28 protein-coding genes and 1 tRNA gene are annotated in these 23,327 nt (G+C 72.1%); 10 read left to right on the plus strand and 19 right to left on the minus strand.

The genetic code is table 11. The features are described from left to right. Positions 1-22: 22 nt before the first annotated feature. Together ACOWU6_RS12435 and ACOWU6_RS12440 are read left to right on the plus strand one after the other, a co-directional pair. A complete protein-coding gene (locus ACOWU6_RS12435) occupies positions 23-433 on the plus strand; it encodes an arsenate reductase ArsC (protein WP_421075877.1) in 411 nt (136 codons plus the stop codon). 102 nt (positions 434-535) lie between these two features. Beyond that, entirely contained in the window at positions 536-1,504 is a 969-nt protein-coding gene (locus ACOWU6_RS12440; RefSeq protein WP_421075878.1) for a TIGR03557 family F420-dependent LLM class oxidoreductase, read from the plus strand. A gap of 30 nt (positions 1,505-1,534) precedes the next feature. Here the strand turns inward: ACOWU6_RS12440 and ACOWU6_RS12445 are convergent, their stop codons facing one another. Then, positions 1,535-1,819 carry a DUF2188 domain-containing protein gene (locus tag ACOWU6_RS12445; protein WP_282977861.1) on the minus strand — a complete coding sequence of 95 codons (285 nt, stop codon included), beginning with the start codon at positions 1,817-1,819 and terminating at the stop codon, positions 1,535-1,537. Between the two features lie 105 nt (positions 1,820-1,924). Next, positions 1,925-2,650, minus strand: coding sequence for a B3/4 domain-containing protein (locus ACOWU6_RS12450; RefSeq protein ID WP_421075879.1), 726 nt, complete (start codon positions 2,648-2,650; stop codon positions 1,925-1,927). Between the two features lie 199 nt (positions 2,651-2,849). Here ACOWU6_RS12450 and ACOWU6_RS12455 point away from each other — a divergent pair, with 199 nt between their 5' ends. From ACOWU6_RS12455 to ACOWU6_RS12465, 3 genes are all read left to right on the plus strand, one after another. Then, positions 2,850-3,977, plus strand: coding sequence for a Gfo/Idh/MocA family protein (locus ACOWU6_RS12455; RefSeq protein WP_282977864.1), 1,128 nt, complete (start codon positions 2,850-2,852; stop codon positions 3,975-3,977). Next, positions 3,974-4,705, plus strand: coding sequence for a ThuA domain-containing protein (locus ACOWU6_RS12460; protein WP_271171988.1), 732 nt, complete (start codon positions 3,974-3,976; stop codon positions 4,703-4,705). The genes ACOWU6_RS12455 and ACOWU6_RS12460 overlap by 4 nt, the downstream gene beginning before the upstream one ends. A gap of 119 nt (positions 4,706-4,824) precedes the next feature. Further along, positions 4,825-5,124 carry a hypothetical protein gene (locus ACOWU6_RS12465; RefSeq protein WP_282977866.1) on the plus strand — a complete coding sequence of 100 codons (300 nt, stop codon included), beginning with the start codon at positions 4,825-4,827 and terminating at the stop codon, positions 5,122-5,124. A gap of 63 nt (positions 5,125-5,187) precedes the next feature. Here the strand turns inward: ACOWU6_RS12465 and ACOWU6_RS12470 are convergent, their stop codons facing one another. Next, positions 5,188-6,204, minus strand: a complete 1,017-nt coding sequence (locus ACOWU6_RS12470) for a YeiH family protein (RefSeq protein WP_421075880.1) — start codon at positions 6,202-6,204, stop codon at positions 5,188-5,190. Between the two features lie 88 nt (positions 6,205-6,292). Here ACOWU6_RS12470 and ACOWU6_RS12475 point away from each other — a divergent pair, with 88 nt between their 5' ends. Then, positions 6,293-7,210 carry a LysR family transcriptional regulator gene (locus ACOWU6_RS12475; RefSeq protein ID WP_421075881.1) on the plus strand — a complete coding sequence of 306 codons (918 nt, stop codon included), beginning with the start codon at positions 6,293-6,295 and terminating at the stop codon, positions 7,208-7,210. 1 nt (position 7,211) lies between these two features. On the opposite strand, the gene ACOWU6_RS12480 is transcribed toward ACOWU6_RS12475, so the two are convergent. The 4 genes from ACOWU6_RS12480 to ACOWU6_RS12495 form a co-directional block, all read right to left on the minus strand. Next, positions 7,212-8,090, minus strand: a complete 879-nt coding sequence (locus tag ACOWU6_RS12480) for a sulfurtransferase (RefSeq protein WP_282977869.1) — start codon at positions 8,088-8,090, stop codon at positions 7,212-7,214. 79 nt (positions 8,091-8,169) lie between these two features. Beyond that, complete coding sequence (gene msuE / locus ACOWU6_RS12485) at positions 8,170-8,751, minus strand: FMN reductase (protein ID WP_282977871.1); 582 nt, start codon at positions 8,749-8,751, stop codon at positions 8,170-8,172. 94 nt (positions 8,752-8,845) lie between these two features. Beyond that, positions 8,846-9,133 carry a SelT/SelW/SelH family protein gene (locus ACOWU6_RS12490; protein WP_282977872.1) on the minus strand — a complete coding sequence of 96 codons (288 nt, stop codon included), beginning with the start codon at positions 9,131-9,133 and terminating at the stop codon, positions 8,846-8,848. Between the two features lie 30 nt (positions 9,134-9,163). After that, on the minus strand, positions 9,164-9,751 hold the full coding sequence (locus tag ACOWU6_RS12495) for a helix-turn-helix domain-containing protein (protein ID WP_421075882.1): 588 nt from the start codon (positions 9,749-9,751) through the stop codon (positions 9,164-9,166). Between the two features lie 100 nt (positions 9,752-9,851). Here ACOWU6_RS12495 and ACOWU6_RS12500 point away from each other — a divergent pair, with 100 nt between their 5' ends. Beyond that, positions 9,852-10,472 (plus strand): class I SAM-dependent methyltransferase, encoded by a 621-nt coding sequence (locus tag ACOWU6_RS12500; RefSeq protein WP_421075883.1) that lies wholly within the window; start codon positions 9,852-9,854, stop codon positions 10,470-10,472. A gap of 18 nt (positions 10,473-10,490) precedes the next feature. Continuing rightward, positions 10,491-12,056 carry an MFS transporter gene (locus ACOWU6_RS12505; RefSeq protein WP_421075884.1) on the plus strand — a complete coding sequence of 522 codons (1,566 nt, stop codon included), beginning with the start codon at positions 10,491-10,493 and terminating at the stop codon, positions 12,054-12,056. Between the two features lie 62 nt (positions 12,057-12,118). Here the strand turns inward: ACOWU6_RS12505 and ACOWU6_RS12510 are convergent. From ACOWU6_RS12510 to rplU, 10 genes are all read right to left on the minus strand, one after another. Beyond that, positions 12,119-12,194: transfer RNA gene (locus ACOWU6_RS12510), tRNA-Ala, on the minus strand. A gap of 71 nt (positions 12,195-12,265) precedes the next feature. Next, positions 12,266-12,640 carry a ribosome silencing factor gene (gene rsfS, locus ACOWU6_RS12515; RefSeq protein ID WP_374727730.1) on the minus strand — a complete coding sequence of 125 codons (375 nt, stop codon included), beginning with the start codon at positions 12,638-12,640 and terminating at the stop codon, positions 12,266-12,268. Further along, on the minus strand, positions 12,640-13,830 hold the full coding sequence (locus ACOWU6_RS12520) for a hypothetical protein (RefSeq protein WP_421075885.1): 1,191 nt from the start codon (positions 13,828-13,830) through the stop codon (positions 12,640-12,642). The genes rsfS and ACOWU6_RS12520 overlap by 1 nt, the downstream gene beginning before the upstream one ends. Continuing rightward, complete coding sequence (gene nadD / locus ACOWU6_RS12525; RefSeq protein ID WP_271171999.1) at positions 13,827-14,426, minus strand: nicotinate-nucleotide adenylyltransferase; 600 nt, start codon at positions 14,424-14,426, stop codon at positions 13,827-13,829. The genes ACOWU6_RS12520 and nadD overlap by 4 nt, the downstream gene beginning before the upstream one ends. Before the next feature lie 10 nt (positions 14,427-14,436). Then, positions 14,437-14,637: a hypothetical protein gene (locus ACOWU6_RS12530; RefSeq protein ID WP_271172000.1), complete on the minus strand. Its 201-nt coding sequence runs from the start codon at positions 14,635-14,637 to the stop codon at positions 14,437-14,439. A gap of 43 nt (positions 14,638-14,680) precedes the next feature. Next, the gene (locus tag ACOWU6_RS12535) at positions 14,681-15,967 is read right to left on the minus strand and encodes a glutamate-5-semialdehyde dehydrogenase (protein WP_271172001.1); all 1,287 of its coding nucleotides are present in this window, start codon (positions 15,965-15,967) and stop codon (positions 14,681-14,683) included. Continuing rightward, positions 15,964-16,788, minus strand: coding sequence for a glutamate 5-kinase (gene proB / locus ACOWU6_RS12540; RefSeq protein ID WP_271172002.1), 825 nt, complete (start codon positions 16,786-16,788; stop codon positions 15,964-15,966). The genes ACOWU6_RS12535 and proB overlap by 4 nt, the downstream gene beginning before the upstream one ends. Next, entirely contained in the window at positions 16,785-18,293 is a 1,509-nt protein-coding gene (obgE, locus tag ACOWU6_RS12545) for a GTPase ObgE (protein ID WP_324014676.1), read from the minus strand. Before obgE ends, proB begins: the two co-directional genes overlap by 4 nt. A 103-nt stretch (positions 18,294-18,396) precedes the next feature. Beyond that, on the minus strand, positions 18,397-18,651 hold the full coding sequence (rpmA, locus tag ACOWU6_RS12550) for a 50S ribosomal protein L27 (protein ID WP_271172004.1): 255 nt from the start codon (positions 18,649-18,651) through the stop codon (positions 18,397-18,399). An 18-nt stretch (positions 18,652-18,669) separates the two neighbouring features. After that, positions 18,670-18,978, minus strand: coding sequence for a 50S ribosomal protein L21 (gene rplU, locus ACOWU6_RS12555; protein ID WP_271172186.1), 309 nt, complete (start codon positions 18,976-18,978; stop codon positions 18,670-18,672). A 235-nt stretch (positions 18,979-19,213) separates the two neighbouring features. Here rplU and ACOWU6_RS12560 point away from each other — a divergent pair, with 235 nt between their 5' ends. Then, positions 19,214-19,480, plus strand: coding sequence for a DUF4031 domain-containing protein (locus ACOWU6_RS12560; protein WP_271172005.1), 267 nt, complete (start codon positions 19,214-19,216; stop codon positions 19,478-19,480). 20 nt (positions 19,481-19,500) lie between these two features. Here the strand turns inward: ACOWU6_RS12560 and ACOWU6_RS12565 are convergent, their stop codons facing one another. Beyond that, positions 19,501-21,939, minus strand: coding sequence for an Rne/Rng family ribonuclease (locus tag ACOWU6_RS12565; RefSeq protein WP_421075886.1), 2,439 nt, complete (start codon positions 21,937-21,939; stop codon positions 19,501-19,503). 285 nt (positions 21,940-22,224) lie between these two features. Here ACOWU6_RS12565 and ACOWU6_RS12570 point away from each other — a divergent pair, with 285 nt between their 5' ends. Further along, complete coding sequence (locus ACOWU6_RS12570; RefSeq protein WP_324014671.1) at positions 22,225-22,821, plus strand: vitamin K epoxide reductase family protein; 597 nt, start codon at positions 22,225-22,227, stop codon at positions 22,819-22,821. Between the two features lie 67 nt (positions 22,822-22,888). Here ACOWU6_RS12570 and ndk read toward each other — a convergent pair whose 3' ends face one another. Further along, positions 22,889-23,302 carry a nucleoside-diphosphate kinase gene (gene ndk, locus ACOWU6_RS12575; protein ID WP_271172008.1) on the minus strand — a complete coding sequence of 138 codons (414 nt, stop codon included), beginning with the start codon at positions 23,300-23,302 and terminating at the stop codon, positions 22,889-22,891. Positions 23,303-23,327: the final 25 nt, after the last annotated feature.

Raw genomic sequence — 23,327 nt, forward strand, 5'->3', positions numbered from 1 at the left:
GGCGACCCGACCCGGAGGAGCCATGACCGAGACCACCCGCCCCGCTGTCCTCTTCGTCTGCGTGCACAACGCGGGCCGCTCGCAGATGGCCGCGGGCTATCTGCAGGCGCTCGCGGGCGACCGCGTCGACGTGCTCTCCGCGGGTTCGCAGCCCAAGGACGAGATCAACCCGGTGGCCGTCGCCGCCATGGCCGAGGAGGGCATCGACATCGCGGGGGCCACCCCGAAGGTGCTGACCGTCGACGCCGTCCGGGAGTCCGACGTCGTCATCACGATGGGCTGCGGCGACGCCTGCCCGATCTTCCCGGGGAAGCGCTACGAGGACTGGCAGCTCGACGACCCGGCCGGGCAGGGCATCGAGGCGGTCCGGCCCATCCGGGACGAGATCCGGGCGCGCGTCGAGAGCCTCGTCGCGGAGATCGCGCCCGCCTGAGAGCGGGCATCATCGAGGACCTCTCGGCCCGCGGCAACCCCCTGTTCGCGGCCTTCCCCCGCGCCTAGTGTGCGGGGGAAGCCGACGACACAGGAGGTCCACATGACGCGCTTCGGATACACGCTGATGACCGAGCAGAGCGGCCCGCGAGAGCTCGTCGCGTACGCGCAGGCCGCGGAGGCGGCGGGGTACGACTACCTCGCGTGCAGCGACCACTACTCCCCGTGGCTCGTGAGCCAGGGCCACGCCCCCTACGCCTGGACGGTGCTCGGCGCGGTCGCCCAGGCCACGTCGCGCGTCGAGCTCATGACATATGTGACGTGCCCCACGATGCGGTACCACCCCGCCGTGGTCGCGCAGAAGGCCGCGACGATGCAGGTGCTCTCGGACGGGCGGTTCACGCTCGGACTGGGATCGGGCGAGAACCTCAACGAGCACGTCGTGGGCGAGGGATGGCCGGCCGTTCACGCGCGCCAGGACATGCTCGCGGAGGCGATCGAGATCATCCGCGCGCTGCACACGGGCGACCTCGTGACCTACGAGGGCGAGTGGTTCCGCGTCGACTCCGCACGCGTGTGGGACGCCCCGGACGGCGGCGTGCCGATCGGCGTCGCGGTGTCCGGAGACAACTCGGTCGCGGAGTTCGCACCGCTCGCCGACCACCTCATCACGACCGCTCCCGACGCCGACCTCCTCGCCTCCTGGGACGAGGCCCGGGGAGGCCGCGCATCCCGCAAGATCGGGCAGATCCCGATCTCCTGGGACCCCGACCGCGACGCGGCCGTCGCACGAGCGCACGAGCAGTTCCGCTGGTTCGCGGGCGGCTGGGCCGTGAACGCCGACCTGCCCACGCCCGCCGGCTTCGAGGGGGCCAGCGCATATGTGCGTCCCGAGGACGTCGCGGCCTCGATCGCGTGCGGACCCGACCTCGACGCCCTCGCGGAGAGCGTGCGCCCGTTCGTCGATGCCGGCTTCACGGATGTCGCGATCGTCCAGGTGGGAGACGCTCAGCAGGAGCGCTTCCTCGCCGAGATCGCGGAGCCGCTGCTCGACCGACTCCGCGCGCTCTGACGATTCCCCCGCAGGGCAGGCCGGCGCGGCTCAGCCGGACGGGTTGTCGAGCGGCATCCCCCGCTCGTCGGTGGTGTCCGGCAGCATCTCGTCGGCCACCTCGGCCGCGTCGGCCTCGCTCTGCTCGTCGCTCGCGACCCCGGTCGGCTCGCTGTCGACGACCCGGTGCGGCACCCCGAGGCGCTCGGCGAGCGCACGCCCGGCCTCGATGGCCTCCTCCCTGCTCGCCGAGCTCTGCGAGAGCGCGCTGTCGCCGGCGACCCGGCTGATCCACTGCCCGCGCTTGGCGAACGTCTCCACATGCGTTCCGGTCATGCGTCCTCCCTCGTCGATGTCGGGAGCGACGCTACGACGGGCGCCGGCATGTCGACAGGGGGTTGCGCCCTGGCCCGGTGCGCCTCACGCCGTCCGCGGGCAGCGTCATCCGAGAGCGGAATCCGGTCCCGCGAGCAGGCGTCGCGCGACCGTCGCGCCCGCGCCGAGGTGCCCGACGAGCGCGTCCGCGGCGGCCTCCAGCTCGGCATCCGTCGTCGGCGCGAGAGCGTCGAGGATGAACAGGGCCGTGCGCGTGCCGTCGGTCAGCCGCGTGCGGCGGCCCTGACGCCAGTTCCATCGGCGGCACGTCACGCCCTCGGCGTCGCACCAGACGACCTCGCCCGGGTCGGGGTGCTCGACGACCGGGTCTCCGCCGGCCACCGTGTCGAAGGGCTCCGTCCCGGTCGCGCGCACGAGGCGCGGCGCGCCGACGTACCGGTCGAGATCCTCACCGCCGAGCGGGAGCCCATGGAGGACCGAGACGGCGTTGTACACGTCGGTGAGGCGGTTCACTCGCGGCAGCGCATCCGCCGCACGACGGGTGAGCGCTTCGAGGCTGTTGCGCGTCCGCTGCGGCTTCGCCCCGAACGCGCGGTAGGCCTCGCGCCACGACGCGATGTGCGGCTCATCCTCGATCGGCCCGGCGGCGGCCACGCGCCGGGCGTGCTCCTCGGCGCGGACGAGCAGCGCCTCGCTCTCCGCGTCGCCTGCCGCCGGAGCGATCCCCTCGATCACGACGAGCATCGCCCGGTAGTCGGGGCGGAGGGCGAACACCTCCTCGTGGACGAAGCTGTCCTCGAGGATCCTGTCGATCCGCGTCGTTCCCGCCATGAGCTCCTCCTCGGTCTCCCGTTCCCCCCGAGCATAGTGCACGAAACTGCACTGAATGACCAGGCTCCGAGAAACCGGTATCGACGCGCCCGCAGGCGGGTGATTGACTCTCCGGGAGATGTCTCCTACGGTCGAGACACGCATATATTTAGATACTCAATCATCCGGGCGTCGATGCCCGGAGAGAGAACGAGGAACAGTGACACAGCAGTCCTCCCCCACTCCCGCTCGTCGCATCCGTGCAGGCGTCGTCGGAATCGGATGGGCCGGCCAGCAGCACATGGCGGCGTACGCCGCCCGCCCGGAGGTCGACCTCGTCGCGATCGCCGGGAAGGAAGACGACGTCCGCGCGCAGCTCGCGGAGACCTACGGCATCAACGAGACGTACGCCGACTGGGAGGAGATGATCGGCCGCGGCGACCTCGACGTCGTCAGCGTCGCGGTGCCGACCTTCCTCCACGCGCCGATCAGCATCGCGGCGCTGCGCGCCGGCGCGCACGTCCTGTGCGAGAAGCCGATCGCCCGCACGGGCGACGAGGGCCAGAGCATGGTCGACGCCGCGCGCGAGGCCGGGCGCATCCTCGAGATCACCTTCAACCACCGCCGCCGCGGCGACATCGAGGCGATCCGTGCGGCCGTCGACGACGGCACGATCGGTCGCCCCTACCACGCGCGCGCCATGTGGCTGCGGCGCTCGGGCATCCCGGCTCTCGGGAGCTGGTTCACGAACGCCGAGATGTCGGGAGGCGGGCCGCTCGTCGACCTCGGCGTGCATGTGCTCGACTGGACGCTCCACCTCATGGGCGAGCCCCGCGTGACCGCGGTGTCCGCCGTCACGCACTCCGAGCTCGGCCCGCGCGGCCTGGGCGGCTCGGGCGGCGTGAAGCACGGGACCGGTCACGCGTACGAGGTCGAGGACCTCGCCACCGCGCTCCTGCGCCTCGAGGGCGGCGGGTCGATCGTGCTGGAGACGAGCTGGGCGTCGCACCGCTCGACCCCCGATCAGTTCGGCATCGCGCTGTACGGCACCGACGGCGGCGCCGACCTCTCCGTCGTGGACTACGCCCCGTCGGGCGAGCTGACGATCTTCACGGGCGATGGCGCGTCGCGCCAGGACACCCCGATCCAGGCGCCCGCAGGTCGCGGTCACGCCGCCGTCGTGGAGACGTTCCTCGACCACGTCGCCGACCCCGGCACGTGGGCCGAGCACGACGGGAGCGTCGGGCTCAGCCGCGCGCGCCTCGTCGACGCCTGCTACGCGTCGGCCGCCGCCGGGCGCGAGATCGCCCTCGACACCGACCTCAACATCATCGGAGGAACAGCATGACCATCCGCGCCCTCGTCTGGAACGAGAACGTCCACGAGACGACGCAGGACGACATCCGCGCCATCTATCCCGACGGGATCCACGGCGCGATCGCGCAGGGTCTCGCCGAGCTCCTCGGCGACGACGTCGCGGTGCGCACGGCGACGCTCGCGGAGCCCGAGCACGGCCTGACGGAGGATGCCCTCGCGGCCGCGGACGTGCTCCTGTGGTGGGGCCACATCGCGCACGATCAGGTGGCGGACGAGGTCGTGGCGCGCGTGCAGCGCCATGTCCTCGGCGGGATGGGCCTCATCGTGCTGCATTCCGGCCACTTCTCGAAGATCTTCACGCGACTGCTCGGCACGACGTGCTCCCTCGCCTGGCGCAACGACGGAGAGCGCGAGCTGGTCTGGACGACCGCGCCCGGGCATCCGATCGCGGAAGGCGTCGAGAATCCGATCGTCATCGAGCGACAGGAGATGTACGGCGAGCACTTCGACATCCCGAACCCCGACGACCAGGTGTTCATCAGCTCGTTCGAGGGCGGCGAGGTGTTCCGCTCCGGCGTGACCTTCACGCGCGGCCGCGGGCGGATCTTCTACTTCAGCCCCGGCGATCAGGAGTACCCCGTCTACTTCCACCCTCAGGTGCGCCGCGTGCTCGCGAACGCCGTCCGCTGGACGGCCCCGACGCCGGGCGAGCGCCGACAGCCGGAGGTGAGCAACCCCGCGCGGAGGACGTGGTCCTGACGCCGTCTGCCCGATCGCGGCGACCGTGTCAAGCCTCGAGCCCCGTCTTGGAGAGGAGGCCGCGCGGTCGGTAGACATCTTCTATCGCCGCACCCCGCGGCCCCGAGAACGGAGGACAGATGTCGCTGATCGCAGAGACAGCCCCGCAGGCCCCCGCACGCACCGCGTCGACCATGAGGACCGGTCACCCGAGCCTCGGACGCGCGCCGGAAGCCGTCCTCATCCCCATCAGCCTCACGTGCTACCAGGTGGCGCTCGCAGACCAGGTGAAGGGGTACATCTGCGTCAAGGGACGCGAGTGGGAGTGCTTCGCCGGCGCGCACATGGCCGACGCGCGCTCGATCGGGACCCGCGCGAGCCTCACCGTCGCCATCCGCGATCTCGTGACCGACATCCCGCACCGTCTCACGGCCGTCTGACCGACCGCGACGAGGAGGCGCCGCCCGGATCGCCGGGCGGCGCCTCCTCGTCTGTGCAGACCCTCAGGCGAGAGCGCCGAACGCGGACATCACGGCCAGCGCGGTGCCCGCCACGACCGCGGAGAGGATCGCGCCGAGCCCCAGCGGGCGCCACCCGGCTCGGAGCACGGCTCGGATGTCGGTCGAGAGGCCCACACCCGCGAGCGCGGCCGCGATGAGGAATCCGCTCGCCTGCGAGACCGCGTCCTGCATCCCGGCCGGGATCCACCCGGCCGACCGGGCGAGCGCGAGGAGAGCGAACCCGATGAGGAACCACGGCACGAGCGCCGCGGCCCGGCTCGGGGTCAGCGGGCTCCCTCCCCCGCCCCGTCGGCTCTCGCCGATCGAGAGCGCGATGCTCAGCGGGATGATCGCGAGCGTGCGGACGAGCTTCACGGCGACCGCCACGGCGAGTGCGCCTCCGCCGAACACCCCCGCCGCCGCGATGACTGAGCTCGTGTCGTTCACGGCGGTGCCCGCGAGCACCCCGAACGCGTGCGCGTCGAGCCCCAGCGCGTGCCCGAGCACGGGGAACACGACGACAGCGAGGAGGTTGAAGAGGAAGATCGTCGACATCGCGTAGGCGATCTCGGCGCTCGAGGCGCCGATCACGGGGGCGATCGCGGCGATGGCGGACGCGCCGCAGATCCCGGTGCCCGCGCCGACGAGGGTCCGCAGTCGCCGCCCCACGCCGAGCACCCGGCCGACGACGACCGTCGCGAGCGCGCACGCCCCGAGCGTGGCGGCCATGACCGGAAGCGCCTCGGCACCGGCCGCGACGACGCTCTGGATCGGGAGGCCCGCGCCGAGGAGCACGATGGCGACCCGCAGGCCCGGGCCGCTCGCCCACGCCATCCCGGGGTGCAGCGCAGGCCCCGGAGCGCGGAGCACCGCGCAGCCGACGCCGAGGGCGATCGCGGGCGCCGCGCTGCCGACCGCGGGGGCTGCGCGGCCGATCACGAGGGAGACGAGGGCGATCGCGCCGCAGGCCGCGAGACCGGGGGCCGCCCGCATCGTGCGGTGCAGAAGGAGCTGGGGCATGCTCCCACGGTCGCCGGATCACGGGGCGCGCGGTATCCGGCTGGCGTGCGTGGGGGTACAGGGCCAGACTGTAGGGACCATGCGACACGTGCCCTCGATCGACGCCCTCGAGCTCCTGAGGGCCGTCGCGCACCACGGCTCGATCTCGGCCGCGGCCCGCGAGACCGGCTGCACGCAGCAGTCCGCGTCAGCGCGCATCCGCTCGCTCGAGCGCACGCTCGGCCTCGAGCTCGTGACGCGCTCCCCGCACGGCGTGGCACTCACCGCGAGCGGACGCCGGGTGCTGACCTGGACCGACGACCTGCTCGCGGCCGCTGAGCGGTTCCGCGCGGGCGTCGAGCGGCTGCGCGGGGAGAGCACGCGCGCGCTCGTCGTCGCCGCGAGTCAGACGGTCGCCGCGCACATGCTGCCCGCGTGGCTCCTCGCCCTGCGCGCCGCGCAACTCGAGGACGGGAGGGAGCCGACCTCCGTTCGCCTCGTGACGGCGAACAGCGACGAGACGGCCGAGCTCGTGCGCACGGGCAGGGCGGACCTCGGGTTCGTCGAGAGCCCGGACATCCCGGACGACCTGTCGAGCTCGACCGTCGCGGACGATGTGCTCGTCCTCGTCACGGCGCCCTCGCACCCGTGGACCGACCACGGGAGCGTGTCGCTCGACGACGTCGCCGACACCGCGCTCATCGCGCGCGAGGACGGCAGCGGCACGCGGAGGGCGTGGGAGTCCGCGGTCCGCAAGCGGCTCGGACGCACGCCGGTCGCGCCGGCCATGGTCCTGTCCACCTCGGCGGCCGTCCGGTCTGCGGTCGCCGAGGGCATCGCCCCCGCCGTTCTGAGCGACCTCGTCGTGGCGGACGATGTGCGCCTGGCGCGTCTCCGGCGGATCGCGATCGCCGGGCCCGCCATCTCGCGCCCGATCACGGCGCTCTGGCGCGGCACACCGCGCGACCTCGCACCGACGAGCCGCGACCTGCTCGAAGCCGCGGTTCGGCGCGGCATCCCGACCTGAGTCACCGGGCGAGCGCAGAGCTCCGCAGGTGCCCGACGACCCGCCCGGCCGGCGTCGGGCCGACGGCGATGGGCCGCCCCGGGCTCTGCACCCACCGGCTCCACGAGCCCGAGAAGACCCGCGCCTCGATCCCCGCTGTCGCGAGGGCGAGGGCACTGTGGGCGGATGCGACGCCCGACGCGCAGTACAGCCCGATCTCGCGGCCCGGTCGAGCCCCGATCCGCGCGAAGGCCGTGAGGATCTCGGCCGGCGTGCGCAGCGTGCCGTCCGGTCGGATGTGCGTCACGGCGGGGAGGCTGACGGCGCCCGGGATGTGGCCCGCCGTCGGATCGGCTCCCGCGTGCGCACCGCGGTATCGCTCAGGGGACCGCACATCGACGAGCACGCCGCGGCTCGGCAGGGTCGCCGCCTCGTCGATCGGCAGCTCCCCGGGATCGACGTCGCGCAGCGTCGCGTCACCACGGGGCGGAGCGACGTCGCCCGTGTCGAGGAGATGTCCGGCGGCGATCCACGCGCGCAGGCCTCCGTCGAGGACGCGGACCTCGAGCCCGGTGCGCCGGAGCAGCCACCACGCCCGCGCCGCGGCGACCGAGTCGTTGTCGTCGTAGACGACCACGAGGTCGCCGCGGCGCACGCCCCATCGGATGGCCGCGCGCTCGAGATCGCGGTGGGCCGGACGCGGATGCCGGCCCTCCTCCGGATGACCGCGACGGGCGAGCTCGGTCTCGAGATCGACGTACACCGCGCCGGGGAGGTGACCCGAGAGGTAGGCGGGTCGACCCTCCGGGAGGTCGAGGCGCCAGCGGACGTCGAGAAGGCTCACGCGTGCGCCGCCGGAGAGCCTTTCGTGCAGGTCGGCAGCGGAGATGAGAGGCGACATGAGGCCATCCTGACCCCGCGCACCGCATTCCCGATCATTCCGATAGGGAATATGACGTCGTGCGTCGTCGGCCCGGGCGCTACACGCCCGCGGCCACCGGGGACGACGTGGCGAGAGCCGCGCGCACCGACGGCAGCCCTCGACGCACCGTGAGCTCGAGCCGGTCGTGCAGAGCGGCCGAGGCGATGCGACCGTCCGTGAAGTCGGTGTCCCGCGCGTAGACCGCGAGCGGGAGCGTGAGGGACTGGAAGAACGCGAAGAGCGGGCGGAACTGATGCTCGAGGGCGAGGGCATGCCGATCGCTCCCGCCGGTCGCGGCGAGCTGCACGGGCGTGTCGACGAGGGCGTACTGGTCGACGAAGTCGAACACGTGCTTGAACAGCCCCGTGAACGAGGCGCGGTAGACGGGGCTCGCGACGACGAGGAGGGACGCGCTCTCGATGCGGCGCAGGGCGTCTTCCGCGCGCACCGAGAGCTCATCGCGGCGCAGCGCGCCGCTGAACTCGCGACCGAGTTCGCTGAGCTCGATCACGTCGGTCGTGACGAGATGCTCGTCGCCGAGGGCGTCGGCGTACGCGGTGAGGATGTCGCGCGCGAGAACGCTCGTGCGCGAGGGCGACTGGAGGCTGCCGGAGACGGCGACGAGGGAGACGGTGACCATGCGAGCACGCTACGAGCGCATCCGCGTCGACGGGGCCGAGCGCGTAGCCGGGCGACGAACTCGGTAACACGACGTCACCGGCGCACGTCGCGGCTCAGTCCCCTGCGGCGCGATCCGCGTGCCCGAGCGACTTGCCCGGCGCGATGAGGTCGCGCACGCGCCGCTTCAGGTCGGCGATGTCCGGGAAGCCGCCGTCGCGCTTCCGGTTCCACACGTGCGCCTCGCCGACGTCGATTCGGAACACGCCGCCCGTCGCCGGCACGAGCGCGACCTCGCCGATCTCGTCCTCGAACGACTGGAGGAGCTCACCCGCGTACCACTGGGCGCGCAGCAGCCAGCGGCACTGGGTGCAGTAGGTGATGACGATGCGCGGGGAGGCCATGCACCCACGGTATCGACTCGTCGCAGGGAGCTACGCCGTCGCGGCGCCCCCGTGCACGTGCGCGCGCTGCCCATGACGGCCGACGAGGCTCAGGTACTCGACAGCTCCCGCGCTCGTCGCACCGAACCAGTGCGGGGTGCGCGTGTCGAACTCCACCGCCTCGCCCGCGTGGAGAAGGAGGTCCTGGTCACCGAGGACGAGCCGGAGCGTCCCATTGAGGACGTACGCCCAGTCGTGCCCCTCATGCGAGCGGAGATCGGGAGCCCGGTCGTCCCGGTCGGCCGGCAGCACGAACTTGAACGCCTGCACCCCACCGGGGCGCCGGGTGAGCGGGATGATGACCGAGCCGTCGCCGCAGGAGATCGGGCGCAGGTCCAGCCGGGGGTCGGCCGTGCGCGGGGCGTCGACGAGGGAGTCGATCGTGACGCCGTAGTACCGGGCGAGGGGCAGGAGCTGCTCGAGGGTGGGCCGGCGCAGACCGGCCTCGAGCCGCGACAGCGTGCTGACGGAGATCCCGGTCGCCTCCGCGAGCGCCGTGAGGGTGATGTCGCGCCGCAGCCGAAGGTGCTTGAGCCTCGGCCCGACCGCGTCGAGAGTCTGGTCCGCAGATGGTCGCATGGCACCATTTTGCCATTCGGCAAGATTGCTTGCCAGGGCGACTTCCGAGGTGGGACGCTCTTCCCGCACCCCGCGCACGGTCGGGGAGAAGGAGATGAGCATGCACGACTTCGACAAGGCCTTCTGGGAGGATCACTGGTCCGCCCATGCCCCTTCGGATCCCGGGCTCGACGCACCCCACCCCTACCTGGACAGGGAGATCGGCGGCCTCGCGCCCGGCACGGCGCTCGACGCAGGGTGCGGGACCGGGGCCGAGGCGGTCTGGCTCGCCGAACGAGGATGGCAGGTCACCGGCGTCGACCTCTCCGCGAAGGCACTGGCAGCGGCCGCGGGTCGCGCCGCCGCTGCGGGGGTCGCGGATCGGATCGACTGGGTCGAGGCGGACATCGCGCGATGGCGGCCGAGGCGGACGTGGAGCCTCGTCGTGACGAGCTACGCGCACGCCGACATCGGCCAGCTCGATCTCTTCCGCCTCCTCGCGTCACAGGTCGCACCGGGCGGCACGCTCCTCGTCGTCGCCCACGCGCCTTCGCCCGCCCACGGGCATGGCACCGTCCCGCATCCCGCGCACGCGACCGCCTCCCCCGGCGACATCGCGTCGCTGCTGACCGCGCCCGAATGGCAGGTCGACAGCCGGTACACGTCGTCCCGGGCGCTGACGATCGGCACCCACCGGCAGCATCTCCGCGACGTCGTCGTGCGCGCTCATCGTGTCCACTGAACCGGAAAGGCCCGCTCCATGACCTCGACCTCCCCCGTCCGCGTCCATCCGCCGTCCCTCGTCGTCGACGATCCGCGGCGACGACGCGCGATCCTCTGGGCTGTCGGCATCGCGCTCATGGCCGTCGTCGCGTCGGTCTCCGGGCTCAACGTCGCGCAGCCGCAGCTCGCGAGCGCGTTCGCCGCGTCGCAGGGCGACGTGCTCTGGATCATCAACACCTACACGCTCACGCTCGCGGCTCTCCTGCTTCCTCTCGGCGCCGCAGGAGACCGACTGGGACGACGCCGCGTGCTCCTGCTCGGGCTCGCCCTCTTCGGGCTCGCCAACATCGCCGGCGCCGTCGCGCCCGTGCTCGAGGCGATGCTCGCCGCGCGGCTCCTGGCGGGGGTCGGCGCCGCGATGATCATGCCGGTGACGCTCGCGGTCATCACGGCCACCTTCCCCGAGGGCGAGCGCTCGCGCGCGATCGGAATCTGGAGCGCGGTCGCGGCGAGCGGCGGCCTCCTCGGCATGTACCTCTCGGCCCTGCTCGTCGACCTCGCCTCGTGGCGATGGCTCTTCGCGCTGCCCATCGCACTGACGATCGCGGCGCTCCTCGTCGCCATCCGAGCGGTGCCGGACTCGCGCGAGGTCGCGAGCGGCCGTTTCGACCTCGTCGGCGCCGTGACCTCGGTCGTCGCCGCCGTGGGATTCACGTTCGCGCTGCACGAGGCTCCGACGCACGGCTGGACCGATCCGGTCGTGCTCATCGCACTCGCGGCGGCCGCGCTCGCCGCCGTCGCGTTCGCGGTGTGGGAGCTCCGCGCGGACGACCCCCTGCTCGACCTGCGGTTCTTCCGCCGGCGCGGCCTCTCCTCCGGGTCCGCGATCCTGCTCGTGCTGTTCGGCGTGCAGGGCGGCGTCTCGCTGATGCTCTATCCGTTCCTCCAGGTCGCGCTCGGGTGGAGCGGCCTCCTCGCCACGCTCGGCCTGATGCCGCTGGCGCTCATGATGATGCTCGCGTCCGGCCTCGCTCCGCGGTTCGCTGCGCGCGTCGGCACACGGGCCGCGATGGTCGCGGGCCTCGGGATGGCGGCGGCGGGTCTCGCGCTCATGGCGGGTCTCGTGTCCGCGGATGGCGGCTACCTCAGCGTTCTGCCGGGCCTCGTCGTCCTGGGCATCGGCGCAGGGCTCACGATGACCCCGTCGACCGAGGCGATCACCTCATCGCTTCCCGAGGAGCGTCAGGGAGTCGCATCGGCCGTCAACGACCTCGCACGCGAGCTCGGCGCGGCCCTCGGCATCGCCCTGCTCGGCGGGCTCCTCGTCGCGGGCTACCGCGACGCGATCTCCGTGCGGCTGGACGGCGTGCCGGCGGAGTGGGCCGGCGCCGCGAGCGAGGGCATCGCGACCGCCGCCGCGATCGCGACGGAGGCCGGTCCCCATGCCGCGCAGATCCTCGATGCCGCACGCATCGCCTTCGTCGTGGGCTGGCAGCAGACGATGTGGGCGGGCGCCGCGGTCCTGGGCGCGGTCGCCATCGCCATCCTCGTGCGCGGACCGGTATCCGCCGTCGACCGCTCGCCGTCCGCGGACGCGAGCTGAGCCGGGACCTCGCCTCACAACGCGAGAGCGCCCCGTCTTCCGACGGGGCGCTCTCGCTCTTCTGGTGGACCTGAGGGGACTCGAACCCCTGACCCCCTGCATGCCATGCAGGTGCGCTACCAGCTGCGCCACAGGCCCAGACGCTGCCCGGTAGAAGCCCCGGACAACTCCTTTAGCTTACATGACGGTTTCCGCGCGGTGAAATCCGCTCAGTCCGCCGGGCGCGTCGCGGGGAGGTCGATCGGCACCACGGGGCAGTCCTTCCAGAGGCGCTCGAGCGCGTAGAACGACCGCTCCTCCTGGTGGAAGATGTGCGCCACGAGGTCGCCGAAGTCGAGGAGCACCCAGCGCGCCTCCGAGCGGCCCTCGCGGCGCAGGCACTTGTGGCCCGCCTCGAGGAGCTTGTCCTCGATCTCGTCGGCGATGGCCGCGACATTGCGCTCGCTGCGCCCGGTTGCCAGGAGGAAGATGTCCACGAGCGGAAGGGGCTGCGAGACGTCGAGCGCGACGAGATCCTCTGCGCCCTTGGAATCCGCCGCGGCGGCGGCGATCTGCAGCATGTCGATGGACGACTGTGTTGCCATCAGCCGAATACTCCTGTCGCGTAGGCGATGACGACGGCCGCGACGACGGCGATGCCGAGGCCTCCTGCGGTGATGCCGAGCGTCAAGATGAGCTTGTGGTTCTTCTCGGGCGCGGGAGGGCGGATTACCTCTCCCGGGCTCTTCGAGGTCGACACCGCGTCGCTCGCGGCGATCGGCGTCGGGGACGAGGAGAGCGGGATCTCGCCGTCGATGAGCACCGCGTCGACCTCGCGGCCGTCGGTCGTGCCCTTCGCGGCGCCGCTCGATCCGAAGCCCTCGGGGAGCTTGTGCGAGCTCGTGATGAGCAGCTCGCCGGTCGCCGTGATCGGAGCGCTGAGCGCCGCGGTCGCCGGGATCTCATCGAGGACGAGCGTGCTCGGGGCCGAGCTGGAGCCGCTCGTCTCCTGCGGCTGCGTGAGGAGCTCGTCGAACGACGCGGGCGAGTGCGTGATCGCCTCGACCTCGACGCCCTCTCCGAAGTCCGGGCGGAGCGTGGCCTGCTGCTCCCCCGCGTCCTCCGCGGTCGGCGCCTCGGACGACGCGCGCGGGGTCGGCGACGCGGCAGAGGCCTCATCCTCGACGGGCGCTTCCGGAGTCTGCTCCACGAGCTCGACGTCGACGGTGGCGGGCGCCGCCGTCTGCGGCACCTCGTCGGTGACGATGGTGGCCTCGATCGTCTCCGGCTCGGCCTGCGTCTCCGGCTCGGCCTGCTCGGCGTTCACCGTGGGGGTCGCGTTGGTGCGCAGACGCTCCTGCTCGCGCAGCTGACGGCGCGTCAGGACCGGGTGAGCGGGAGCGGGCGACGGGGCGCTCTCCCCCTCGGACGATGTCCGGTCGTCGGGCGTCGCCGACGCAGTGGGCTCAGCTGGCTCGTCCGCGGGCTCAGCGGGCTCGTCCACGGGCTCAGCGGGCTCGGCGTCCGCGGTCTGCGCCTCCTCGCGCTCCTCCTCGGCGACGGCCGGCACGACCTCGAGCTCCTCGACCTCGTCGGTCGCCTCGCCGTCGTCCGACGCGGGGGCGGGGTTCTCGTCGGACGGCTCGTCGATCGCGGGCGCTGCCGCCTCCTCCTCGACGGCTCTCGCGTCGCGGTCGGCCGCGATGTCGTCCTCGGTGAGGATCGGCGTCTGTCCGGTCTGGCGCAGCTCACGCAGCTGACGTCGTGTGAGGGGACGACCGTCTGATGTGCTCATGACTTGCTCCGATACAGATGATGCTTCGCGATGTACTGCACCACGCCATCCGGCACGAGGTACCAGACGGGAAGATCGCGTCTCACGCGGTCCCGGCAATCGGTGGAGGAGATCGCCAGTGCGGGGATCTCCAGGCGACTCACGCCGTCGTCGGGCAGTCCATCCGTGCTGAGCACGTGACCGGGACGCGAGACGGCGACGAAGTGGGCGAGCTCCCACAGCTCATGATGGTCCCGCCAGCTGAGAATCTGCGCCACGGCGTCGGCGCCGGAGATGAAGAACAGCTCGGCGTCGGGGCGCTCGGCCTTCAGGTCGCGCAGCGTGTCGACCGTGTAGGTGAGCCCTCCGCGGTCGATGTCGACGCGGCTGACCGTGAAGCGCGGGTTCGACGCGGTCGCGATGACCGTCATCTCGTACCGCGCCTGCGCGGGCGACACCTTCTCCTTCTGCCACGGCTGCCCCGTCGGCACGAAGACGACCTCGTCGAGGTCGAACGACGTCGCGACCTCGCTCGCGGCGACGAGGTGACCGTGGTGGATGGGATCGAACGTCCCGCCCATCACCCCGATCCGAGGAGCACGCGTCGTGGTCGTCACCTTCCGAGGCCTAGTGGCCGTGCCCTGCTTCGCCGTCGACGTGCTCGCTCGCGTCGGCGTGGCGGTTGGCGACGTTGCGGTACGACGCGGCCACGAGCGCGAGGACGCCGAAGATCCCGAAGGCGACGAGTCCGAAGGGCAGGGTCTCCAGGGCGACGTTGCCGTGCTCGGATTCTGCGGCGAGGGTCGCGATCGCGGTGGCGAAGTGCATAGATGTTCCGTTCTACGGTCGGGCGGACCCTTCCAGCTTACCGTCAGCCCCGCACCTGGCCGGAGCCACGCCCGACCCACTTGGTGCTGGTCAGCTCGGGAAGGCCCATCGGCCCGCGCGCGTGCAGCTTCTGCGTCGAGATGCCGACCTCGGCGCCGAACCCGAACTCGCCGCCGTCCGTGAAGCGCGTCGACGCGTTCGCGAAGACGGCCGCCGAGTCGACCTCGTCGAGGAAGCGCTCGGCGTTGCGCACGTCGGCCGTGACGATCGACTCCGTGTGGCCCGTGCTGTACCGGCGGATGTGCGCGATCGCGTCGTCGAGCGTGTCGACCACGCGCATCGCGATGTCGAGGCTGAGGTACTCGGTCTCCCAGTCCTCCTCCGTCGCGGGGACGATGCCGGACGCGAGCGCCGCGACGGCCTCGTCGCCGTGGACGGTCACGCCCTCCGCCTGCAGCGCCGCGACGACCGAGGGGATGAGCCGGTCGGCCGCCTCGCGGACGACGAGCACGGTCTCCGCCGCGTTGCACACGCTCGGGCGCTGCACCTTGGCGTTCACGACGATGTCGCGGGCCCAGTCCTCCGGGGCCGACGCATCGAGCACGACGTGCACGTTGCCCGCGCCGGTCTCGATCACCGGCACGATCGACTCCGTGACGACCGTCTCGATGAGACCTGCGCTCCCCCTCGGGACGAGGACGTCGACCAGCCCGCGGCCGCGCATGAGAGCGCGCGCGCCGTCGCGCCCGAAGTCGTCGACCGTCTGCACCGCGTCGCCCACGACGCCCTGTGCCTCGAGAGCGCGGCGCATCACGTCGACGAGGACCGTGTTCGACGACCGGGCGGCGCTGCCGCCGCGCAGGACGACGGCGTTCCCGGACTGCAGCGCGAGCGCCGCGATGTCGACGGTGACGTTGGGGCGCGCCTCGTAGATCACGCCGACGACGCCGAACGGCACACGGCGCTGCTCGAGCAGCACCCCGTTGTACATCCGCTGCCCCCGGACCAGCTCACCCACGGGGTCGGGCAGCGCGGCGACCTGGCGCACGGCGGCCGCGAGCGCGTCGATACGCGCCTCGTCGAGGCGCAGGCGGTCCAGGAGCGATGCGCCGATCTGCTGCTCCTCGCCGCGGCGCAGATCCTCGGCGTTCGCGGCGATGATCTCGGCGCGGTGCGCGATGAGCGCATCGGCGATCGCATGCAGCGCGGCCTTCTTCTCGTCGCTCGTCAGACGCGCCACCGCGCGCGACGCCTCCTTCGCGCGCCGCAGGCGGTCCTCCGGGACCTCGACCGCGGTGTGCTCGGGGGCGATGAGTGCGTCTGTCGTCATCCGCCCATTCTAGCGAGCGGGCCGGTCGCGACGGCCCCTCCGTCGGACGGCGCGAACCACGTGCCGACGGGCGCGCCCGCGAGGGCGTCGGCGACCTGGTCGGCGCTCGTGACGAGCACGCCGATGCCGGCGCTCGAGGCGAGACGCGCGGCCGAGGCCTTGGTCGCCGCTCCCCCGGTGCCGACGCTGTTGACGACCTTCGACCCGAAGGCGTACGAAGACAGATCGTCGTCCGGCTCGATGACGTGGATCGGCTCGGCCCCCGGCTCCCCCGGCGGGCGCGTGTACAGCGCCGTGATGTCGCTCAGGAGAACGAGCGCGTCGGCTCCGACGAGACGCGCGACGAGGGCGGCCAGGCGGTCGTTGTCCCCGAACCGGATCTCGTGCGTGGCGACCGTGTCGTTCTCGTTGATGATCGGGAGGATGCGCAGTCCGAGCAGGCGCTCGATCGCGCGACGCGCGTTGCTGCGGTGCGTCGGGTCCTCCATGTCGTGGGCGGTGAGCAGCACCTGCCCCGCCATGATGTCGAAGGGGCGCAGCGCCTCGAGGTAGCGGTACACGAGGACGTTCTGGCCGACGGCGGCGGCCGCCTGCTGCGTCGCGAGGTCGTGCGGGCGGGACTCCAGGTCGAGGAACGGCATCCCCGTCGCGATCGCCCCGGACGAGACGAGGAGCACCTCGGCGCCGCGCGCGTGCGCGGCCGCGAGGGCCTCGACGAGGACCGGGATCCGCCACGCGGCCTCGCCGCTGATCGACGATGAGCCGACCTTCACGACGATGCGACCCGCGGTCGCCAGCTCGCTCCTGTGCCGCACCGTCATTCGGCGTCGTCCTCCTCGTCGTCGCGACGCGCCCGGCGGCGCTCCTCCTCCATCGCACGCTCGAGCGTGCGGGCATCCTGACGGGCGTAGTACTGCTCGCGCCGCTCGGCCGTCGTGCGCCGGCGGTTCGGATCCAGGCGCGGGTCGAGGCCGCGCGGCGCCTGGATGAGCTCCGCTGCCGACGCGATCGACGGCTCCCAGTCGAACACGATGCCGGCGTCGCCGCCGATCACGACCGTGGAGCCGGGCACCGCGCCGAGCCGGAACAGCTCGTCCTCGACGCCGAGCTTCTCGAGGCGGTCGGCGAGGAAGCCCACGGCCTCCTCGTTCTGGAAGTCGGTCTGCTGCACCCAGCGCAGGGGCTTCTCGCCGAGCACGTGGTACACGTTCCCGTACGTTCCGCCCTCGACGCGCACCGTGAACTCCTTCTCGGAGCCCTTGGGGCGGATGACGACCCGTTCCCGCGGAGGCTCGACCGGCGCGGCCTTCCGGTGCTCGTCGATGATCTCGCCGAGGGCGAAGGTCAGCTCGCGGAGCCCGCGCCGCGCGACCGTCGAGATCTCGAACACGCGGTAGCCGAGCGCCTCGAGGTCGGGCCGCACGAACTCGGCGAGCTCATGCGCCTCGGGCACGTCGACCTTGTTGAGCACGACGATCTGCGGGCGCTCGAGGAGCGGCACCTGGCCGTCCGCCACCGGATAGTTCGCGAGCTCCTGGCGGATGGTCTCGAGGTCGGTGATCGGGTCGCGCCCCGGCTCGAGCGTGGCGCAGTCGAGCACGTGGACGAGCGCGGTGCACCGCTCGACGTGGCGGAGGAACTCCAGGCCGAGCCCGCGACCCTCACTCGCGCCCTCGATGAGGCCGGGCACGTCGGCGACCGTGTAGCGGATGTCGCCGGCCTGGACGACGCCGAGATTCGGGTGCAGCGTCGTGAAGGGGTAGTCGGCGATCTTCGGCCGCGCGGCGGAGATCGCCGCGATGAGGCTCGATTTGCCCGCCGACGGGAACCCGACGAGCGCGACGTCGGCGACGGTCTTCAGCTCGAGGACGACGTCGCCCTCCCAGCCGGGGGTGCCGAGGAGGGCGAACCCCGGCGCCTTCCGCTTGGGCGATGCGAGCGCCGCGTTGCCCAGCCCGCCGCGGCCGCCGGGGGCGGCGATGAAGCGCATCCCCGGCTCGATGAGGTCGACGAGCACCTCGCCGTCCGGCGACTTCACGACCGTGCCGACCGGAACCGGCAGCTCGAGGTCCTCGCCCTGCGCGCCCGATCGGTGGTCGCCCATCCCGAAGCCGCCGTTGCCCGCCGAGCGATGCGGCGAGTGGTGGTAGCTCAGAAGGGTGGTCGTCTGCGGATCGGCGACGAGCACGATGTCGCCGCCGTCTCCGCCGTTGCCGCCGTCGGGGCCGCCGAGCGGCTTGAACTTCTCACGGTGCACCGAGACGCAGCCGTTGCCGCCCTTGCCTGCGCGCAGGTGCAGCGTCACCTCGTCGACGAACGTGACCATGTCGGTTCCTGACCTCTCGCGGGAGCGTCCCGGACGAACCGGGGGAAAGAGAACGGGGCGGGCCGAAGCCCGCCCCGTTCAGATGCATGTGCGTCTGCGGTGATTACTCGCCCGCGACGATGTTGACGACCTTGCGGCCGCCCTTGGTGCCGAACTCCACGGCACCGGCAGCGAGCGCGAAGAGCGTGTCGTCGCCGCCGCGGCCCACGTTGGCGCCCGGGTGGAAGTGCGTGCCGCGCTGACGGACGAGGATCTCGCCCGCGTTGACGGTCTGGCCGCCGAAGCGCTTGACGCCGAGGCGCTGCGCGTTCGAGTCGCGGCCGTTGCGGGTGGAGCTTGCGCCCTTCTTATGTGCCATCTCTGGAGCCTCTTCCGCTTACTTGATGCCGGTGACCTTGACGCGCGTCAGGTCCTGACGGTGACCCTGGCGCTTCTTGTAGCCGGTCTTGTTCTTGTACTTCTGGATGACGATCTTGGGGCCGCGCAGGTCGCCGAGGACCTCGGCGGTGACCTTGACCTTCGCCAGCTTCTTGGCGTCGGTCGTCACGGTGTCGCCGTCGACGAAGAGGACGGCGGGCAGCTCGATCGTCTCACCCTCGGCAGCCTTGAGGCGGTCGAGCGTCACGATGGTCCCGACCTCGACCTTCTCCTGCCGGCCACCGGCGCGAACAACTGCGTAAACCACGTTCATACCTGTTTCATTGGGGAAGCCGTGCGGCTTCCGAATCTCACGGGAAGACTTCGCTTGCGGGTCGCACCGGATGTGCGAGGTGCGTCTCGGGCAAGACTTTCGTCGCGCCGCCAGTGGGAGAGCGCGCGACAGGGGACGCACCAAAGGAATACTTTACCCGATGTCGGGCGGTTCGGCCAAAAGCGGCGACGCGGCGCGTCGGGCGCGGATGTCCGTAGGCTGGATGGCCATGACCGTTCTCGTCGACCAGGCGATGTGGCCCGCGCACGGGCGCCTGTGGGCCCATCTCGTGAGCGACGAGAGCCTCGCCGAGCTGCATGCCTTCGCAGCGGCGAACGACATCCCACGGCGGGCGTTCGACCGCGACCACTACGACGTGCCGGAGGATGCGCTCCCCCGGCTCGTCGCGGCGGGCGCCACGGCGGTCTCGGCCCACGAGCTCACGCGCGCCCTCATCGCCTCCGGCCTGCGGGTGCGCGCTCGGGACCGCCGCTGAGGCCCCGAGCGCGCGTGGCGTCACTCCCCGTCGCGGGTCGCGGGATTGACGGTGACCGCTGTGCCGAGCAGCGCGGCCGTCGTGACACGACGGCGGGCACGGCCCTGACCGGGCGCCTTCGGCTCAGGCAGCGCCTCGAGCACGGAGTCGAGCAGCTGGGCGGCCTCCGACGTCGGCGCGACCGACGGGGGCTTCTCGACCGAGCGCTTCTTGCGGGGTCGCCGCGGACGCTCACGCTCCTCGCTCTGGGCGCCGCCGCGCGGCCCCTCGGGGAGCTCGATGCCGAGTGACGCGAGGTCGGCCGGCTGCTCCGCGCGCGCGGGCTGCTCGGGGCGCTGCGGCTCTGACGCCTCGGACTCCGGCTTCGCGATCGTCGACGCAGCGATCTGCGCGAGCGCCGACTTCACGCCGTCCGTGATGACGTGCGCGGCCGACGACGGCTGCGCGGGCGCGGCGCTCTGGGACGACTGTCCGCCGCGCGAGCGACGGCCGGAGCCGTTCGAGCCGTTCGAGCCTGCGCCGTTCGAGCGGTGCTTGACCACCGGGTCGTGATGGACGATGACGCCGCGGCCGGCGCACACCTCGCACGGCTCGCTGAACGTCTCGAGCAGGCCCAGGCCGAGCTTCTTGCGGGTCATCTGCACGAGGCCGAGCGAGGTGACCTCGGCGACCTGGTGCTTCGTCCGGTCCCGGCTCAGGCACTCGATGAGGCGCCGCAGGACGAGGTCGCGGTTGGACTCGAGCACCATGTCGATGAAGTCGACGACGATGATGCCGCCGATGTCGCGCAGCCGCAGCTGGCGGACGATCTCCTCGGCCGCCTCGAGGTTGTTCTTCGTGACGGTCTCCTCGAGGTTGCCCCCCGAGCCGACGAACTTGCCCGTGTTCACGTCGACGACCGTCATCGCCTCGGTGCGGTCGATGACGAGCGAGCCGCCCGACGGCAGCCAGACCTTGCGGTCGAGCGCCTTCTCGATCTGCTCCGTGATGCGGTACTCGTCGAAGGGGTCGCGGTCGCCGTCGTAGTGCTCGACACGGTCGAGCAGGTCGGGCGCGACGCCCGTGAGGTAGTCGACGATCGTCCGCTGCGCCTCCGCGCCCTGGATGAGGAGCTTCGTGAAGTCCTCGTTGAAGACATCGCGGATGATCTTGACGAGCAGGTCGGGCTCGCTGTGCAGCAGCGCGGGCGCGTTGCCCTTCTGCACGAGCTCGTTGATGTGCGCCCACTGCGAGGTGAGGCGGTTGACGTCGCGGGTCAGCTGCTCCTCGGTGGCCCCTTCCGCGGCGGTGCGGACGATGACGCCCGACGACTCGGGGAGCACCTCCTTGAGGATCTTCTTGAGGCGCGCCCGCTCGGTGTCGGGCAGCTTGCGCGAGATGCCGTTCATGGCACCGCCCGGCACGTACACGAGGTAGCGGCCCGGGAGCGAGATCTGGCTGGTCAGGCGCGCGCCCTTGTGGCCCACGGGGTCCTTCGTGACCTGCACGAGGACGCGGTCGCCCTGCTTGAGCGCGAGCTCGATGCGACGCGGCTGGTTGCCGGTCTCGACGGCATCCCAGTCGACCTCGCCCGAGTACAGCACGGCGTTGCGGCCGCGGCCGATGTCGACGAACGCGGCCTCCATGCTGGGCAGCACGTTCTGCACGCGGCCGAGGTACACGTTGCCGATGAGCGATGCGTCCTGGTTGCGCGCCACGTAGTGCTCGACGAGCACGTTGTCCTCGAGCACGGCGATCTGGATGCGTCCGTTCTTCGAGCGGACGATCATCTGGCGGTCCACCGCCTCGCGGCGGGCGAGGAACTCGGCCTCGGTCACGACGGGGCGACGGCGGCCCGCCTCCCGGCCGTCCCGACGGCGCTGCTTCTTCGCCTCGAGGCGCGTCGAGCCCTTGATGCGCTGCGGCTCGGTGATCACCTCGACGACGCGCTGCCGGCGGCGCGGCTCGTCCTGCGGCGCCTCGTCGACCCCGTCGGATCCGCCGCGACGGCGCCGACGGCGCGACGAGCGCCCGCCCTGCTGCTCCTCGGGCTCGGGCTCGGGGAGCGCGGGCAGCGGCGTGATGTCGGGCGCGTAGAAGTGCAAGTCCGTCGTGACGCGCGAGACGAAGTCGGCCGGGAGGAGGCCGAGGCTCACCGCGGTCACCGGCTCGGGCTCGGGCTCCTCCGCCGGCACCTCGTCCTCCGCCGCCGCGTCGGAGTCCGCCGCCGCGTCGGAGTCCTCGGAGTCCGCGGATCCGGCATCCGAGCTCTCGCCCTCGGCCGCGTCCGTCTCGGCGGCCGGCTCCGCGCCATCCGATGCCTGCTCGGCCTTCTCGACCTGCGGTGCGTCTGGCGCGTCCGGCGTCTCGTCCGCGGCGCTCTCGCGCTGCGCGTCGGGCTGCGTCGTGGGCTCGACAGCCGCCTCGTCGCCTCCGTTCGCGTCGAAGGTTCCGTCTGTGTCGTTGTTCACTTCAGCCATCGCTGGCGTACTCCCTGCGGGGCGGAGGTCCGCCCGAGAATCTCGTGCGGCCCCGCATCGCGCGGCCGCGAACTCCATCGGCATGCGACCGGCACTTCGCTCTGGTCGCGCGGGGCAGCCGTTGCCCCGAAGTCTTGTCACTCGACGGCTCCCCGACCTCGCCGGGGTGCACGTCGAGACCATTATCTCACTACCTGCTGTTCACCCGCACCCTGAGGCGCGAGGGAGGGTGCCCGGGCGCGCCGCACGGACGGCGCGCGCAGGCCGCGATGCGATAATCCGACCATGCCCGAGACTCGCACGCGCCCCACCGCTCTGGCCATCTGGCTCGTCGTCGCCGGCGTCATCGGCTGGTGGGCGGCGTTCTCGCTCACGGTCGAGAAGTTCCACCTGCTGGAGAACCCGAGTGCGGCGCTCGGCTGCGACTTCAACGTGCTCGTCCAGTGCGGGAAGAACCTCGACGCCTGGCAGGGCTCCGTGTTCGGCTTCCCGAACCCGCTGCTCGGGGTCACCGGATGGGTCGCCCCGGTCGTCGTCGGGATGGCGCTGCTCGCCGGCGCGCGCTTCTCCCGCTGGTTCTGGGCCCTGTTCACGCTCGGGATGGCGTTCGCGTTCGGCTTCGTGTGCTGGCTCATCGGCCAGAGCATCTTCGTCATCGGGACGCTGTGCCCGTGGTGCATGGTGACGTGGGTCGTCACCATCCCGTCGTTCTACGCGGTGCTGCTCCACGCCATCCGGATCGGGGCGATCCCGCTCCCGCGTCCCGTGCGCAGGGGCGCCGACGCGCTCATCGGCTGGCTGCCGCTCCTCGCCGTGCTGAGCTACGTCGCCATCGCGGTCATGGCGCAGCTGCGCCTCGACGTCCTCGGGATGCTGTTCTAGGCCGACGCACGCAGAGAGCCGGCATCGGGAGCGTTCCCGATGCCGGCTCGCTCGGCTCTCGGAGTGTCTAGAACCAGATCTCGAGCTCGCGGGCGGCGGACTCGGGGCTGTCCGAGCCGTGCACGAGGTTCTGCTGCACGGCGAGGCCCCAGTCGCGGCCGAGGTCGCCGCGGATGGTGCCCGGGGCGGCGGTCGTCGGGTCGGTCGTGCCGGCGAGCGCGCGGAAGCCCTCGATCACGCGGTTCCCGGCGACGCGGATCGCGACGACAGGGCCCGACAGCATGAACTCGAGGAGCGGCTCGTAGAACGGCTTGCCCTCGTGCTCGGCGTAGTGCCGGGCGAGCAGGTCGCGGCTCGGCTCGACGAGCTTGATGTCGACGAGCGAGTAGCCCTTCGCCTCGATGCGGCGGAGGATCTCGCCGGTGAGGCCGCGGGCGACGCCATCGGGCTTGACGAGGACGAGGGTCTCTTCGGTGGCCATGGGGGTGCCTTTCTCGTGGAACGGG

Origin of the sequence: Microbacterium sp. SA156 (assembly GCF_049065455.1) — a bacterium.
GTDB lineage: Bacteria > Actinomycetota > Actinomycetes > Actinomycetales > Microbacteriaceae > Microbacterium > Microbacterium barkeri.

Excerpts from the sequence above, each read along its gene's own strand:
- ACOWU6_RS12435 (WP_421075877.1), top strand. The coding sequence starts at position 23 with ATGACCGAGACCACCCGCCCCGCTGTCCTCTTCGTCTGCGTGCACAAC.
- ACOWU6_RS12440 (WP_421075878.1), top strand. The coding sequence starts at position 536 with ATGACGCGCTTCGGATACACGCTGATGACCGAGCAGAGCGGCCCGCGA.
- ACOWU6_RS12445 (WP_282977861.1), bottom strand. The coding sequence starts at position 1,819 with ATGACCGGAACGCATGTGGAGACGTTCGCCAAGCGCGGGCAGTGGATC.
- ACOWU6_RS12450 (WP_421075879.1), bottom strand. The coding sequence starts at position 2,650 with ATGGCGGGAACGACGCGGATCGACAGGATCCTCGAGGACAGCTTCGTC.
- ACOWU6_RS12460 (WP_271171988.1), top strand. The coding sequence starts at position 3,974 with ATGACCATCCGCGCCCTCGTCTGGAACGAGAACGTCCACGAGACGACG.
- ACOWU6_RS12465 (WP_282977866.1), top strand. The coding sequence starts at position 4,825 with ATGTCGCTGATCGCAGAGACAGCCCCGCAGGCCCCCGCACGCACCGCG.
- ACOWU6_RS12470 (WP_421075880.1), bottom strand. The coding sequence starts at position 6,204 with ATGCCCCAGCTCCTTCTGCACCGCACGATGCGGGCGGCCCCCGGTCTC.
- ACOWU6_RS12480 (WP_282977869.1), bottom strand. The coding sequence starts at position 8,090 with ATGTCGCCTCTCATCTCCGCTGCCGACCTGCACGAAAGGCTCTCCGGC.
- msuE (WP_282977871.1), bottom strand. The coding sequence starts at position 8,751 with ATGGTCACCGTCTCCCTCGTCGCCGTCTCCGGCAGCCTCCAGTCGCCC.
- ACOWU6_RS12490 (WP_282977872.1), bottom strand. The coding sequence starts at position 9,133 with ATGGCCTCCCCGCGCATCGTCATCACCTACTGCACCCAGTGCCGCTGG.
- ACOWU6_RS12495 (WP_421075882.1), bottom strand. The coding sequence starts at position 9,751 with ATGCGACCATCTGCGGACCAGACTCTCGACGCGGTCGGGCCGAGGCTC.
- ACOWU6_RS12500 (WP_421075883.1), top strand. The coding sequence starts at position 9,852 with ATGCACGACTTCGACAAGGCCTTCTGGGAGGATCACTGGTCCGCCCAT.
- ACOWU6_RS12505 (WP_421075884.1), top strand. The coding sequence starts at position 10,491 with ATGACCTCGACCTCCCCCGTCCGCGTCCATCCGCCGTCCCTCGTCGTC.
- rsfS (WP_374727730.1), bottom strand. The coding sequence starts at position 12,640 with ATGGCAACACAGTCGTCCATCGACATGCTGCAGATCGCCGCCGCCGCG.
- ACOWU6_RS12520 (WP_421075885.1), bottom strand. The coding sequence starts at position 13,830 with ATGAGCACATCAGACGGTCGTCCCCTCACACGACGTCAGCTGCGTGAG.
- ACOWU6_RS12530 (WP_271172000.1), bottom strand. The coding sequence starts at position 14,637 with ATGCACTTCGCCACCGCGATCGCGACCCTCGCCGCAGAATCCGAGCAC.
- ACOWU6_RS12535 (WP_271172001.1), bottom strand. The coding sequence starts at position 15,967 with ATGACGACAGACGCACTCATCGCCCCCGAGCACACCGCGGTCGAGGTC.
- proB (WP_271172002.1), bottom strand. The coding sequence starts at position 16,788 with ATGACGGTGCGGCACAGGAGCGAGCTGGCGACCGCGGGTCGCATCGTC.
- obgE (WP_324014676.1), bottom strand. The coding sequence starts at position 18,293 with ATGGTCACGTTCGTCGACGAGGTGACGCTGCACCTGCGCGCAGGCAAG.
- rpmA (WP_271172004.1), bottom strand. The coding sequence starts at position 18,651 with ATGGCACATAAGAAGGGCGCAAGCTCCACCCGCAACGGCCGCGACTCG.
- ACOWU6_RS12560 (WP_271172005.1), top strand. The coding sequence starts at position 19,214 with ATGACCGTTCTCGTCGACCAGGCGATGTGGCCCGCGCACGGGCGCCTG.
- ACOWU6_RS12565 (WP_421075886.1), bottom strand. The coding sequence starts at position 21,939 with ATGGCTGAAGTGAACAACGACACAGACGGAACCTTCGACGCGAACGGA.
- ACOWU6_RS12570 (WP_324014671.1), top strand. The coding sequence starts at position 22,225 with ATGCCCGAGACTCGCACGCGCCCCACCGCTCTGGCCATCTGGCTCGTC.
- ndk (WP_271172008.1), bottom strand. The coding sequence starts at position 23,302 with ATGGCCACCGAAGAGACCCTCGTCCTCGTCAAGCCCGATGGCGTCGCC.